Below are 14,723 nucleotides of genomic sequence, written 5' to 3' on the forward strand. Positions count from 1 at the left end.
ATCCTATTTATATATGCTTAAAAAATCTTGAATCCTAAGCTTAGGTGTAATAAACTTTGGCTTAGTCCATCATTTTTATTGATGTCTTGCAAGCTGGTTTCGTATCTTAAATCAACAGACATATTGCCAATATCAACTCCAGCACCGGCTTGTAAGTTGGTTACAAAATCTCGGTACTTATAAAAATCTGGATTAACCGCCTGTGAAAAAGCATCATCATCGGTATCTAAATTAAACTGAAAAGCTGGCCCGGCCATCAACCTAAAGTTGAGTTTATCGCCACCTATTTTAGCGCCTAATAATAAAGGAACATCTAAAGTTGTAAATCTGGCTTCGCCACTTTGTACCACAGTGCTTCCTACGGTCTGAAATTTAAAATCGGCACCTTTAGAACCAATATAAAGCTCTGGTTGTAAGTAAAAATTACCGCCAATTCTAGACCATAAACCTAATTGATAACCTAAAATGCCAGACTCATCAAATTGTTGATCTTCTGCTTTAATCGTGGAGTAATTTAAGCCTCCTTTTATCCCTAAATTAAATTGAGCGAATGAACTACTTGCACATAACAGGGCAAATAAGCTCAAGAATAGTATTTTTTTCATATTCGTTTTTTAATTTGTTCTAAGCACTAACACAAATTAGACCAAATTATTGTTTGCAATTATAAATAATGATAAGGAAATCACTTTACAATTAAGTACATTATTCTATTTTTGTATCAAATATAAAACCATGGCAGAGATTACAATAGCTATAAAAGATTGGGATAGGCTAAAAATAAAGCTGAAAAGAAAATACAATCATTTAACAGATGAAGACCTTGTTTTTGCACCTAGTAAAGAGGATGACCTCATCAATCATCTGCAAGAAAGACTACATAGAAACAGAGAATATGTGGTTTTTACGCTTAAAAAAGGTTTAATCAATGTAGATAACAATAGACTTTAACAAAAAAAGGTCTGATTTAAAAAATCAGACCTTTTTTTGTTAGAAACTACCTTCTGGTCTTCCGCCACCGCCACCTCTCCACCTTCTTTGCCCTTCTCCCATTTCAGGTTCTAAATTATTTTTTCCTGCAAACTTGTTGATACGCATGGTAAACGTAAGCATAAAATATTGTGCTAAACGGTTGCTTTCTCTTTCTACTCTAATATTAGAGTTTACAGTATTACTAACGCCAACATTTTCATCTAATAAGTCAAATGCTGATAATCTTAAAGCTCCTGTTTTACCTTTAAAAAATTGCTTCTCTAAATAGGCATTGATAATAAATGGATTTACGCTTACACTATTAAAACCACTATTTAGATTTTTATCAGCCTGCGTACCAATTAAAAAAGTTTTGGTAAAATATATTTTGCTATCAAAACTAAAGCTCCAAGTATTAACTTTTGCATTTGCTCTTTCGTTCAATGTATTATCGTTAACATTATAGCTAAAACTAGCTGCTGGTACAATCTCTAACCAATCTTTTGGTTGTATTTGTAATTGTAAACGCTGACTTAAAACGGTGTTTCTTGCAATATTTTTTTGGTTGCTAATAAAAGAAACCTGATTATTATAGTTTGCCGACCCTCTAAAACCTAAGGTGTATTTTTTATCATTAAATGCTTTAGAGAAGAAATAAAAACCATTTACCGCATAAAAACCATTGGTATTTAAATATTGAGTTTCTTGTAAAGCCCCTATAGCAGAATTTTGTATCCTGATGGTGTTGGTTACAATTTTATCTTGAGTAAAATTGTAGGAGATATTAGTAAAGAATGTTCTGCCAGACTCTGCATTAAAATTATTATACCTTACATTAAAAGTATTGTTAAACTCGGCCTCCAAATTTGGATTACCTGTTACCGGAAACTGAGGGTTTGAATTATCTGTTACTGGTTGTAATTGATTATAACTAGGCTGGTTACTTCTGCCACTGTAATTTAACGTTAACTCTTTAGTTCTAGAAAATTTATAATTGAATCTACCTGAAGGGAAAATATTAACCACTTTTGTTCTTGTTGTGGTGCCTAAAGTAATAGCATTACCTGTTAAAACTGATGGTTGTACACCCATACCAACAGAATAATTGTATTTAGCTTCTCTTACCCGATAATTTAACCCAAACCTATTGGTAACAAACTGAAATTCATATTCGTTACTTAAATCTTCATCAACTACAGGTGTTGTATTTTGATTTTGGGTAGATAATACCGTTCTATTATTCTTTATGTTGTTGTAATTGTATTCATAATTGAACTCTAAACCAGCTGTTTTAGATAAAGGCTCATTATAAGAGAAACCCAATCTTAGGTTATCATTTCCATTATCATTTTCTATTAGCTGTCGCTGATATTCTTCATTATTAGGATTAGAAGCTAGTGAGTTAAAATTCTCTGTTTCTTGATTTCTAAGGCTCGAGTTGGTACTAATGTCTGCGGTTATAGCTAAATTTCTTTGTGCCTTTCTAAACCTATGGTTAAATAAAATAGCAGTGCTAAAATTAGGTGATCTAGAATCGCTAAAATCATTAATACGGCCACTAGAAAAAGGAGTATTATCATTATTGATAGAAAATGTAGATATATCTACCGCATCTCCTGTAGCATAACTAAACCTTGGCGTAATCTTCAAATAGTTTAGAGAGTCTATTTTATACTCGATATTAAAATCAAACCTATGGCTTAAGTTACCATTATCTGCATTACTAAAATCAAGGTTTTGTACTACAGTATTGGCATTAAGTATCTCTTGAAAAGACCTATTAAAAGTATTGTTATCTCTTGAAGCTATACTATAACTACCGTAAGCAGTTACTTTCTTACTCCACTCATCACGAAAGTTTAAGCCTAATGACCTGATGTTGGTTAAACCATCGGCATTACCACCGCCAAAACCACCACGACCGCCTCTACCACCGCCACCACCAGTACCTTGCGTTAAACTGAAAATATTGGCATTAGTGTTATTTAAATTTGCTAGCGCTGATATTTGTCTGGCATTATTAAAATTAGCAGCGAAAACTGATGCTTGGTAGCGCTCTAAATTACCTGCTCCTACAGTTCCTCTGGTGATATAACCTTTATTTCTATCAGGTCTTATCGTGAAATTCAAGATTCTTTCTGGCTCGCCATCTCTTACACCCGTAATATTGGCTCTATCTCCATAATCATCTATAATTTGTACGTTTTCTAATAAATCTGCCGGAATTTGTTGTGTTGCCGTTTTAACATCGCCACCAAAAAAATCTTTTCCGTTTACACGTACTCTAGTAATAGATTTACCTTGTGCGGTTACATTACCTTCTCTATCAACCTCTACACCCGGTAATTTTTTTAATAAATCTTCTGCTAAAGCATTCTCTTTTAGCTTATACCTATCGGCCTTGTATTGTAAGGTATCTTCTTTAACCAATACATCAGGTGTACCATCAACCACTATCTCGCCCAGCTGTCTGCTATCGGTTGCTAATATGATATTACCTAGTGTTAATACCTGTTGCCCTCTTTGGCGTTCTAAAGTAAAACTCTTGGTAATAGCTTTATATCCTAAAGCTGAGATAGAAAGCGTAAAAACCGAAGATTTGATGTTTCTGAAAGTGAAATTTCCGTTTAAGTCTGATGTAGTTAAAACCGTATCTAAAGTTGATACCAATTTAACGGAAGCGCCAATTACAGTAACTCCTGTCGAATCTTTTAACTGACCCGAGACCGTTAATGGCTGTCTTTGTGCTAAGGCTTGTAAGCAAATTAAGGCAAATACAATACTGATGAAAAATTTTTTCATTTATAAGTTTAGGTGAGTTTGTGCAAAATAAGGACTATTTTTTTTGATTTAAGTTTAAATCCTCTTAAATAATAGCTGTAACTTTTACGCTACAAATAAATGTCAGTTAAACGTTTCTAAATATTACTAGTAAATGAGATAATAGACATGAATCAATTCTATATTTGTGAGGTATAGTAGCATTGTCATGAAAATTCTTATTCAGTATTTAAGAGGATATAAAGGTTTAATAGGTTTAGCACTATTATTTGCTGCTATTAACCAATGTTTTTCTTTAATAGACCCACATATTACTGGTAAAATTGTAGATAATTTCATCAACAAAAAAGATGAATTAACAGAGTCTGAATTTACTTTAGGCGTGTTAAAACTGGTAGGTTTGGCTGTTGGTGCGGCTATGGTATCTCGGATTGCTAAAAACTTTCAGGATTATTTTGCTAATATTATTACCCAAAAATTAGGTGCTAAAATGTATGCTGATGGATTATCTCACTCATTGCAATTACCTTATCAAACCTTTGAAGACCAACGTAGTGGCGAAACCTTAGGCATCTTACAGAAAGTGAGAACAGATTCTGAAAAGTTTATCATCGCTTTTATCAATATCTTATTTACAAGTTTGGTAGGGATGGTTTTCGTCATCATCTATTCTTTAACAGTAAGCTATAAAGTTACGCTAGTTTATTTTGCTTCTATACCTTTAATATTTGTAGTGAGTTGGTTTTTGAGCAAGAAAATAAAAACTATCCAAAAGAAAATTGTGGGTGCTACTACCTCTTTGGCTGGCGCTACAACAGAATCTTTAAGAAATATAGAACTGGTAAAAAGCTTAGGTTTAGCTAACCAAGAGATTAACAGATTAAACAATACCACTTATAAAATTCTAGACCTAGAGCTTAAAAAAGTAAAATATGTACGTAGTATGAGCTTTTTACAAGGCACAACAGTAAACCTTGTTAGAAGCACCATGGTGGTAATTTTACTCTTGCTTATTTTTAAAAATGATATATCTGCAGGACAGTATTTTACATTCTTGTTTTACTCATTCTTCTTATTTGGTCCACTACAAGAGTTTGGTAATATCATTTTAACCTATAGGGAGGCAGAAGCATCCTTAAATAATTTCCAAAAAACCTTAAACACTCCAAAAGAGGTTAAACCTTTACACCCGAAACATACTGGACCAATTCATGAGTTAGAGCTTAAAAATCTAAGCTTTCAGCATTTAACCGCCTTAGCTCCGGCTTTGCATAACATCAGCTTTAGCGTAAAAAAGGGAGAAACAATTGCTTTTGTTGGCCCCTCTGGCTCTGGTAAAACTACTTTGGTAAAATTACTGGTTGGGCTATACCAGCCTCAAGAAGGCGAAGTAAATTATAACGGCATCCATAGCAATGAAATAGATTTAGATGAGCTACGAGAGCGAATTGGTTTTGTAACTCAAGATACTCAACTTTTTTCTGGTACCATAAGAGAAAATTTACTATTCGTGAGCCCAAATGCAAGTGATGAGGCTTGTATGCAGGTTTTACAAAAAGCTGCTTGCCAGTCTTTATTGGCTAGGGCCGATGCTGGTTTAAATACCGTAATTGGCGAAGGGGGCGTTAAAGTTTCTGGTGGCGAGAAGCAAAGATTATCTATCGCTAGAGCACTTTTAAGACAGCCAGATATTTTAGTTTTTGATGAGGCAACATCAGCATTAGACTCTATCACTGAAGAGGAAATTACAGAAACTATCAGAGATGTATCTGGAGGAAAAGAAAGAATAACCATTTTAATTGCTCACCGTTTATCAACCATTATGCATGCCGATAGGATTTTTGTTTTAGAGCGTGGCCACATTGTTGAGGTTGGTAAACATGAAGATTTATTAGCAGAAAAAGGCTTATACTACGCCATGTGGAGACAACAAATTGGCGAGAAAAGGCTAAACGATAAAGCTTTTGTTTAATTTTAAAGTATTAATGATTAAAATATAGTTCAAGATGCTATCGGTATTATTACAACTATCACAAACTGGTTATTTTATGTTGCTGGCTGGTTTGTTCTTTTTCCCGCTATTGGTGGCTTTGGTAACCGCTAAAGATATTTTTTTTAACGAAAACTTATCTGCCAACCTCAAACTGGTTTGGTTATTAATTGTGATTCTGATACCGCTTCTTGGCGCTATCATTTATTTCTTCTGGGGTAAACCAATGGCTAGTCGTAAGAAATTTTAAGATTGTTTACTAATATCACTTAAAGTTTTAGGGATAAGCTTTTGAGTTTTCATCCAAGTAATGGCGGCTACTACTAAAGTCATACTCCCACCAAATAAAACGGCTGGTACAGTACCCATTAATTTTGCTGTTAAACCAGACTCAAACTGACCAATCTCATTTGAAGAACCTATAAACATGGCATTAACAGCTGATACTCTGCCCCGCATTTCATCAGGCGTAAGCAATTGTAAAATGGTAGAGCGAATAATCACACTTACACTATCAAAAGCACCTTCTAAAAACAAAAAGAAAAGGGTGAGATATAAATTTCTTGATAAGCCATAACCTATAATAGATATTCCAAAACCAGCCACAGCAAACAAAAGATTACGCCAAGGTTTACCCATTGGCGAGAAACGAGTCATTACTAACATAGTTAAAACAGCACCTAAAGCAGGTGCAGCCCTCATCATACCAAACTCTTGAGCGCCTACTTTTAAAACTTCGCTTGCAATTACCGGAATTAAGGCCACAGCACCGCCAAAAAACACCGAAAATAAATCTAAACTTAAGGCGCCAACAAGCATCTTGGTTTTAAAAACAAACTTTAAACCTTCTGATAAACTTTCGTAAATGCTAGTTTTACGTACGTAAGTAGGAGGTACGCTTTTGAAGAAAAACGTTCCTAGAAAAGAAATAGAAATACTTGCAACAATAACTAATAAGGTAGCATGTACACCTATAAAACCATATAATAAACCTCCTAAAGCAGGGCCTACAATAGCTGCAATTTGCCAAATAGAGCTATTCCAGGTAGAAGAGTTTGGGTAATGCTCTCGCGGAATAATTTGCGCCATTAAAGAAAAAGCTGCAGGTGAGAAGAAACCTCTTGCAATACCAACTATAAAAATAATGCTATAAATTGCAGCAATAACTTTAGTGGTTCCTATTAGTGCGACAATGCTTGGTGTGGTTACAATATATAAAGCAAAAGATGCTAAAACCATTAAGCCAACCACCCATTTTATTAAAACCGCTTTGTCTGATTTATCTGCCACATAACCACCATATAAAGCAATACCAATAGAAGGAATTGCTTCTGCTAAACCTATTAAACCTAATGAAAGTGGGTCTTTGGTAATATTGTAAACATACCAGCCCAATACTACGGCTTGTATTTGATAACCTATGGTAAAGAAAAATCGCATCCCTAAGAAATACCTAAATTCTGGAAATTTTAGTGCTATATAGGGGTCTGTAGAAGTAGCTGCCAATGTTGTTTATTTATAATTTTAAGATATTTTATCTAATGAGATTCCGTTTTTCTTTACAGAGAAGAACTTTTTTAAAGTATGATGTTTTTCTAAATTTAAGTCGGGGTCTTCCTCAAAAATTTCTATCACTGTTTTTCTGGCTTCCTGCAATATTTGTTGGTCTTGCGAAATATCAGCCAATTTAAGGTCTAAAATACCGCTTTGTTGGGTTCCTTCTATATCCCCAGGACCACGTAATTGTAAATCAATTTCTGATATTTCGAAACCATCATTGGTTCTTACCATGGTTTCTAATCTTATTTTTGCTTCTTTACTGAGTTTTACCCCAGACATCAATATACAGTAAGATTGTTCTGCCCCTCTTCCTACTCTTCCTCTTAATTGGTGTAATTGTGATAATCCAAAGCGCTCTGCATTTTCAATAATCATAACAGAAGCATTAGGAACATTTACCCCAACTTCAATAACCGTAGTGGCAACCATAATTTGGGTTTCTCCCTTTACAAAGCGCTGCATTTCATATTCTTTATCTTTTGCAGCCAATTGCCCATGCACTACACTAAATTTATATTGTGGTAAAGGAAACTCTCTGGCCATTACCTCTAAACCATCCATCAAGTTTTTTAAATCTAGTTTGGCACTTTCCTGAATAAGCGGATAAACCATATACACCTGCCTGCCCAGGGTAATTTCTCGTTTCATCAAACCAAACATCCTCAAGCGTTGTGTTTCATAGAGATGAATGGTTTCAATAGGTTTTCTACCAGCAGGCAACTCATTAATCATGGATACATCTAAATCCCCATACAAGGTCATGGCAAGGGTACGTGGAATTGGCGTGGCTGTCATTACCAAAACATGTGGCGGTATCACATTTTTACGCCATAGTTTAGCTCTTTGCTCTACACCAAAACGATGTTGCTCATCTATCACTACCAAGCCTAAATTTTTAAACTGTACCGTATCTTCTATGAGTGCATGCGTACCAATTAAAATTCCTAACTCTCCGTTGGCTAACTTTTCAAAAAGAACATTACGTTCTTTCTTTTTTGTTGAGCCCGTTAATAAAGCTATTTCAACGAAGCCATCTTTTAGCAAAGCTTTTAAAGAATGATAGTGCTGTGTTGCCAAAATTTCTGTTGGTGCCATTAAACAAGCTTGAAAGCCGTTATCAATAGCTAAAAGCATACTCATTAAAGCAACCACGGTTTTACCAGAGCCAACATCGCCTTGCACCAATCTGTTCATCTGTATGCCTTTTTGGGTATCAGATCTTATCTCTTTAATTACCCTCTTTTGGGCATTGGTTAAAGAAAACGGTAATAAATGCTCGTAAAAATAATTGAACTTATCGCCAACCTGTGCAAACACATTACCTTTAAATTTATAAGTTCTTAATAGCTTGCTCCTCAACATTTTGAGCTGAATAAAAAATAGCTCTTCAAACTTTAAGGTTGTTTGCGCTCTTTTTAGAGATTTACTATCCGTAGGAAAATGAATTTGTAGTAAAGCCTCTTTGTGCGAGTTTAATTTGTATTTCTGTAGGATATAATCTGGTAAAACATCCTCTATTTTATCGGCAATTAATTCTAATAAATTAGCCGTAAGCTTTTGTATACCTTTGGTGTCTAAAGAAAACTGTTTTAATTTCTCTGTTGATGAGTATACAGGCTGTAAACTTAAATTACCTTTAATTACATTTTCCTTAGAAAAAAGCTCCATTTCTGGATGTGCCATTTGCGCTTTACCATTGAAATAGTTGAGCTTCCCGAAAATGATATAAACCTGATTTAACTTCAGGTTTTTCTCTACCCATCTTATCCCCTGAAACCATACCAGTTCTATCTCGGCACTATCATCATAAGCTTTGGCAATTAATCTTTTACTTTGCTTTTCGCCGATGATTTCGAAAGACTTTAGCCTAACTAATATTTGTACATGTGCTAAATCTGGTGGTGCTTCTGCTACTTTATAGAATTGTGTTCTATCAATATATCTAAAAGGATAATAGCATAGTAAATCTTCATAAGTGAAAATTCCAGCCTCTTTTTTTAAAACTTCTGCCCTTTGCGGACCAACACCTTTTAGATACTCTATAGGAGTTTTAAATAATGAATCATTCAAAATCTGTAGCTTCTCTTGATGCTAATTTACGTATTGTGCCTGATAATATTTTCCAATTAAAAATGATAACAGCGAATACCAATAATAAATATGCTAAAGCTTGAATAATGGTAATGCCCTCTTGGAAATACAAATATGCTACACCAAATGCAATTACTGGATTAATATATATAATAATCCCAACTGTAGAAGAAGGTAAACCTTCTAACGCATATAAACTTAAAAATAAGGGCACCAATGTAAACAAAACTGCTATAACAATAATATCAAACCAAAAATCTAAGCTAGAAGGAATACTTAAACCTAAATTTAGATACAGAGGCAATATCAAAGTAAAGGCAATAATTAGTTGTAAGCCCAGCATATTAATCTTATTAAAGGCTTTAATAACTCTTTGTACAATTAAATAAAAAGCATAAAAACTAGCGGTAATGATAGACCATAAAACTTCATTTAAGGAGCCTGTTGCAAGAATAAGTACACTTATAAGCGCAATAATAATTCCTACAATTTTTTGATTATTGATATCCTCTTTCAAGATAATAAAGCCAGACAAAGCCGTTATCAAAGGGCAAATCATGTAAGCAAAAGCCGCCGAATTAAGACTTACATTGTTGATAACATAAATAAAAGCATACCAATTAAATGTGATTAAAATACCAGAAGTAAGCAATAATAGAAGAAGGTTTTTTCTTTCTGATTTTGGTGTAAATATTAAGGTATTGATATCAATACGTAATTGCTTTCTTTGAAAACTGATAATGAATACCCAGCAAATAATTAAGGATGCTAATATCCTGCTAAACAGAATTTGCTCTGCCTGATAGTTCTGAACAAACCTAATTGGTACGGCCACAAAACCCCAGATGATATTAGCAGATAATGCTGCTAAAAAACACTTTAACTTTAAGCTCATTAAGCTTTAACAGCAATAACAGATATTTCTACATTAACATTTTTAGGTAATGTTTTAACCGCTACAGTTTCTCTTGCTGGATAATCTCCTGTAAAATACTGCCCATATATTTCATTTACTTGAGCAAAGTAAGACATATCACTTAAGAAAATAGAGGTTTTTACTACATGGCTAAAATTCATCTCAGCCGCTTCTAAAACTGCTTGCAGATTAGACATTACTTGCTTGGTTTCTAACTCTAAAGTACTATCTATAATTTGACCACTTTCTGGATTTAAGGCTATCTGACCAGAAACATATAAAGTATTGCCAGCCAATACTGCCTGGCTATAAGGACCTATTGGCGCTGGTGCCAAAGGTGTATGGATGATTTTTTTCATTATCTAAATTTTAAATGGTTGTCTATTAATGTAAGACAAACCAATCTAACAGTTTCCAAATTAAGCCAAGTAAAAAAACAATGATAGCTGTTTTGTTAATCCAATGCATTACTCGCAGATTAAAATTATCAGGCCTATTAGGATCTTTCTTTCTAAAGAAATATAACATATCGCAAATTTATAAAATAAAAAAGGGAGTCTTTTTTCAAAAACTCCCTTTTCTTATAATTTGTTTTAATTATTTCTGTCTGAATTCAACACGACGGTTTTTAACACGTCCTTCTTCAGTTGCGTTAGATGCAATAGGGCGGCTTTCACCGTAACCTTTTGTAGAAATTCTTTTTGCGTCTACACCAGAGTTAACTAAATAAGTTTTTACTGCATTAGCTCTATCAACAGATAATTGCATGTTGTAAGCATCAGTACCTTCTTCAGAAGCGTGGCCATCTAATTGAAGACCTTGAGCTTTATTAGCTCTCATCATAGATGAAATTTTATCTAAAGTAGGGTAAGCAGAAGTTCTTAAAACTGAAGAGTTATATTCGAACTGAATGTTATCAACACCAGACATAGTAGCTGAACCCATTTCAGGACAACCGTTTAATTCTGCAGTACCTTTTTCAGTAGGGCAATCATCTTTCCAATCTGGCACACCATCACCGTCAGTATCTAACTCGCAACCAGCACCATCAACTTTAGCACCAGCAGGTGTATTAGGGCATTTATCTAAGTGATCAGCAACACCATCACCATCAGAATCTTTTTTAAGATCTTGAACAGATTGCTCAACATTAGTAACGCGACCTTTTAATGCTTCAACTTCTTGACGTAATGTAGGATCTTTTAATTCATCATACATCATAGCAATTGGGTTAACCCAGTTTAAATCTGGTTTCGCTTTAGAACCTAAAGAGAATTCTAAACCACCACGTACAACAGAGAATTTATCTTTTGAAGTACCACCAGCGTAAACACCGTCAAAGTTATCACCATCAATAAATTTGGTATCATAACCAAAATCTAAAGCAACACGGTCTGATAATTTAAATTTAACACCAGCACCTACAGGGATGTAAGCTTGTCTGATATAGTCATTAGAACCTTCATCACCATATAAACCTTTGTTGTTTACTGCAGGAGTACCATCGCCACCAGCATAGGTAGTATATAACATTGGGTTAAAAGCAATTAAACCATAACCAGCAGAAACATAGAAATTAACTGCATTTTCTCTTCTTAAGAAGTCTACAGTTGCTACGTTAACAACACCACTTAAGTTAATGTCATATTGTACTTCTGTTTTTGCAGTACTAAATGGTCTTGCATCACCTGGTCTGAAAGTACCAACACCTTTATTATAAGCAATAACATTACCTCTGCTTAAGTTACCTTGTAAGCCGAAAGAATGTGCTAATTGTTTTCTTAATGAGATACCGTAGTAAAAGCCCATTGTATGCTCGCCAAATTCAACGTTTTTACCGAAATCATTAGTACCACCAATGATACTTAAAGGTAAAGAACCACCAGCGTTAACGCCAAAAGTCCAAGTTCTGTACTGGCCTCTCCCTCCGAAAATCTTTGCAGACGACGACGTCGTAGCAGGAGTTTCCTGCGCATGTGCCGCTACAGCGAAAGCAGTAGCTAATGATAAAGCGACCGTTTTCTTCAATGTAGAATAATTCATAATCATTTTTTTAAAGGTTAAACAATTTTAATTGTAATTTGTCGTAAAAATAAATTTTAAGTTTGACATCAGCAACTCATCAAACTTCATTCCAAAATATTTTTAATATCTAAAGTTTATACGAATGATTTTAAAATAGGGTTTCTTAAATTAGTTTCATGAAATATACTACTGAAAATGCAGATTTATTCGTTCTAAATCGCAATAATTTCTCTAAGCACCTAAAAAAAAGCAGCTTAGCCATTTTTAATTCAAACGATGAATATACCAGAAGCGGAGATCAATTATATAAATTTAAGCAGAATCCGGATTTATATTACCTATCCGGAATAGACCAAGAACAAACCATTTTATTACTTTTCCCCGATTGTCCTAATCCTTTGTACAAAGAAGTCCTATTTTTAAGACAAACCAATGAGCATATAGCTATTTGGGAAGGGCACAAGTATACAAAGGAAGAAGCTCAACGTGTTTCGGGAATTAAAAATATCTATTGGTTAGATGATTTCTGGAATATTTTATCTGCTGTAATTCATTATGCAGAAAATATTTATCTCAATACTAATGAGAATGACCGTTATGCAAATCATGTTCCTTATAGGGATTTGAGATTTATTGAGGACTTAAAATCTAAATATCCTTTACATCACTACCAACGTGTTGCGCCTATTATGCGGAATTTAAGGATGGTGAAATCTGAAATAGAAGTTGCTATTACGCAAAAGGCATGTAATATTACCGGAGACGCTTTTAACAGGGTATTAAAATTTGTTAAGCCTGGCGTGATGGAGTATGAAATTGAGGCAGAAATTATTCACGAGTTTATTAGACAAGGTGCCACAGGCCATGCTTACGAACCTATTATAGCTTCAGGCAAAAACGCTTGCGTACTGCATTATAATGATAATAATCAGCCATGTAAAGATGGCGATGTTATATTATTTGACTTTGCAGCAGAGTATGCAAACTATAATGCAGATTTAAGCAGATCTATCCCGGTGAACGGCCGCTTTACTAAACGCCAGAAAGATGTTTATAATGCTGTTTTACATGTTTTTAAAGAAGCAAAGAAGATGTTGGTACCAGGCACTATTTGGAACGAATACCATGATGAAGTAGGAAAAATTATGACAAGCGAATTGATAAAGCTTGGTTTATTAGACAAACATGATGTTGCTAAACAAAATCCGGCAGTACCTGCATATAAAAAATATTTCATGCATGGCACATCGCATCATTTAGGTTTAGATGTACATGATATTTCTGATAGGTACAAGCCATTTGAAGCTGGTAACATTTTAACCTGCGAGCCAGGAATTTATATTTTGGAAGAAAATTTAGGTATCAGGCTAGAGAACGATATTCTAGTAACTGCAAATGATCCGGTAGATTTAATGGCACATATCCCCATAGAAGCAGAGGAAATAGAAGCTATCATGAACGCATAAAAGTTTCTATAAACTGATAAATATTAAAATGAGGATGATAAGCTTCGGTAATTTTTTGCTGAAGCTTATTTTTTTTTATATCTCTCATCCTATAATTCTGGATTAGCTGCCAAGCTTTTTGGGTAAGCAATTCTATTTTCTTAAGCCCATCATGAGGTTTAAAAGCCAAAATTTCATTGGCAAGTTCAATAACGCCGATTCCCTTATCGGCGATGGTATTAAAAACTTTTATTTGTTGATGCTTTTCTCTAATTAATTTTTGAAGACTAATGGTAAATAATTGAGCGTCTGGCCTATCTGATTTGTTTACAATAAAAACATCAGCAATTTCCATTAAGCCCGATTTAATATGCTGTATTTCATCACCAGATTCTGGAACTAGAACTACCATGGTTAAATCTGCCAAGCCAGCAATTTCAACCTCAGACTGCCCAACACCAACAGTTTCTACAAAAATAAAATCGAAATGAGCGGCTTTTAAAACATCCGTCATTTCTATGGTTTTGCTAGATAAGCCACCTAAAGCACCTCTGGTTGCTAAAGAACGAATAAAAACATTTGGGTGATTGAATTGATCTTTCATCCGAATACGGTCTCCCAACAAAGAACCAAAACTAAAAGGCGATGTTGGGTCTACTGCTAAAATTGCTATCCTTTTTCCTTTTTGAGCTAAATTCCCAATTAAACTATTTAATAAAGTGCTTTTCCCAGCCCCAGGCGGACCAGTAACTCCAATAACAGGAGTTTGGTGTGGATGTAAAGATTTTAAAATAGCATCAGCCCCAGCTAAATCATTTTCTACAATTGTTAAAGCCCTGGCAAGAGATTTAACATCTCCAGAACTAATACTTACTAATAGTTTTTTTGCCTTGTCTAACATTAATTTAACTTTGGTTATGTTTCAAGTAAAAATATCAATTTA

13 protein-coding genes are annotated in these 14,723 nt (G+C 34.3%); 4 read left to right on the forward strand and 9 right to left on the reverse strand.

Annotated elements, in window-relative coordinates; genetic code table 11:
- Positions 1–17 precede the first annotated feature (17 nt).
- Positions 18–605, reverse strand: coding sequence for a porin family protein (locus tag GJJ64_RS09260; protein WP_154287516.1), 588 nt, complete (start codon positions 603–605; stop codon positions 18–20).
- A 130-nt stretch (positions 606–735) separates the two neighbouring features.
- Here GJJ64_RS09260 and GJJ64_RS09265 point away from each other — a divergent pair, with 130 nt between their 5' ends.
- Positions 736–951, forward strand: a complete 216-nt coding sequence (locus tag GJJ64_RS09265; protein WP_154287517.1) for a CsbD family protein — start codon at positions 736–738, stop codon at positions 949–951.
- Positions 952–990: 39 nt separating this feature from the next.
- On the opposite strand, the gene GJJ64_RS09270 is transcribed toward GJJ64_RS09265, so the two are convergent.
- On the reverse strand, positions 991–3,774 hold the full coding sequence (locus GJJ64_RS09270; RefSeq protein WP_154287518.1) for a TonB-dependent receptor: 2,784 nt from the start codon (positions 3,772–3,774) through the stop codon (positions 991–993).
- Between the two features lie 187 nt (positions 3,775–3,961).
- On the opposite strand from GJJ64_RS09270, the gene GJJ64_RS09275 reads away from it, so the two are divergent.
- Together GJJ64_RS09275 and GJJ64_RS09280 are read left to right on the forward strand one after the other, a co-directional pair.
- A complete protein-coding gene (locus GJJ64_RS09275) occupies positions 3,962–5,725 on the forward strand; it encodes an ABC transporter ATP-binding protein (RefSeq protein WP_154287519.1) in 1,764 nt (587 codons plus the stop codon).
- Positions 5,726–5,759: 34 nt separating this feature from the next.
- On the forward strand, positions 5,760–5,993 hold the full coding sequence (locus GJJ64_RS09280) for a PLDc N-terminal domain-containing protein (protein ID WP_154287520.1): 234 nt from the start codon (positions 5,760–5,762) through the stop codon (positions 5,991–5,993).
- Here the strand turns inward: GJJ64_RS09280 and GJJ64_RS09285 are convergent.
- The 6 genes from GJJ64_RS09285 to GJJ64_RS09305 all read right to left on the reverse strand — a co-directional run bounded on the left by GJJ64_RS09285 (position 5,990) and on the right by GJJ64_RS09305 (position 12,353).
- Positions 5,990–7,249 carry an MFS transporter gene (locus GJJ64_RS09285; RefSeq protein WP_229655502.1) on the reverse strand — a complete coding sequence of 420 codons (1,260 nt, stop codon included), beginning with the start codon at positions 7,247–7,249 and terminating at the stop codon, positions 5,990–5,992. The genes GJJ64_RS09280 and GJJ64_RS09285 overlap by 4 nt on opposite strands.
- Positions 7,250–7,267: 18 nt before the next feature.
- On the reverse strand, positions 7,268–9,376 hold the full coding sequence (gene recG, locus GJJ64_RS09290) for an ATP-dependent DNA helicase RecG (RefSeq protein WP_394350014.1): 2,109 nt from the start codon (positions 9,374–9,376) through the stop codon (positions 7,268–7,270).
- The gene (locus GJJ64_RS09295) at positions 9,366–10,289 is read right to left on the reverse strand and encodes an EamA family transporter (protein WP_154287522.1); all 924 of its coding nucleotides are present in this window, start codon (positions 10,287–10,289) and stop codon (positions 9,366–9,368) included. Before GJJ64_RS09295 ends, recG begins: the two co-directional genes overlap by 11 nt.
- Positions 10,289–10,669, reverse strand: a complete 381-nt coding sequence (locus GJJ64_RS09300) for a RidA family protein (RefSeq protein WP_154287523.1) — start codon at positions 10,667–10,669, stop codon at positions 10,289–10,291. The genes GJJ64_RS09295 and GJJ64_RS09300 overlap by 1 nt, the downstream gene beginning before the upstream one ends.
- Before the next feature lie 25 nt (positions 10,670–10,694).
- On the reverse strand, positions 10,695–10,838 hold the full coding sequence (locus GJJ64_RS17030) for a DUF6728 family protein (RefSeq protein WP_317131496.1): 144 nt from the start codon (positions 10,836–10,838) through the stop codon (positions 10,695–10,697).
- 69 nt (positions 10,839–10,907) lie between these two features.
- Positions 10,908–12,353: an OmpA family protein gene (locus GJJ64_RS09305; RefSeq protein ID WP_154287524.1), complete on the reverse strand. Its 1,446-nt coding sequence runs from the start codon at positions 12,351–12,353 to the stop codon at positions 10,908–10,910.
- Positions 12,354–12,511: 158 nt separating this feature from the next.
- Here GJJ64_RS09305 and GJJ64_RS09310 point away from each other — a divergent pair, with 158 nt between their 5' ends.
- Complete coding sequence (locus tag GJJ64_RS09310; protein ID WP_154287525.1) at positions 12,512–13,801, forward strand: aminopeptidase P family protein; 1,290 nt, start codon at positions 12,512–12,514, stop codon at positions 13,799–13,801.
- Here the strand turns inward: GJJ64_RS09310 and meaB are convergent.
- Positions 13,788–14,681 (reverse strand): methylmalonyl Co-A mutase-associated GTPase MeaB, encoded by an 894-nt coding sequence (meaB, locus tag GJJ64_RS09315; RefSeq protein ID WP_154287526.1) that lies wholly within the window; start codon positions 14,679–14,681, stop codon positions 13,788–13,790. The genes GJJ64_RS09310 and meaB overlap by 14 nt on opposite strands.
- Positions 14,682–14,723: the final 42 nt, after the last annotated feature.

The sequence above is a fragment of the Pedobacter puniceum genome, from assembly GCF_009674685.1.
GTDB lineage: Bacteria > Bacteroidota > Bacteroidia > Sphingobacteriales > Sphingobacteriaceae > Pseudopedobacter > Pseudopedobacter puniceum.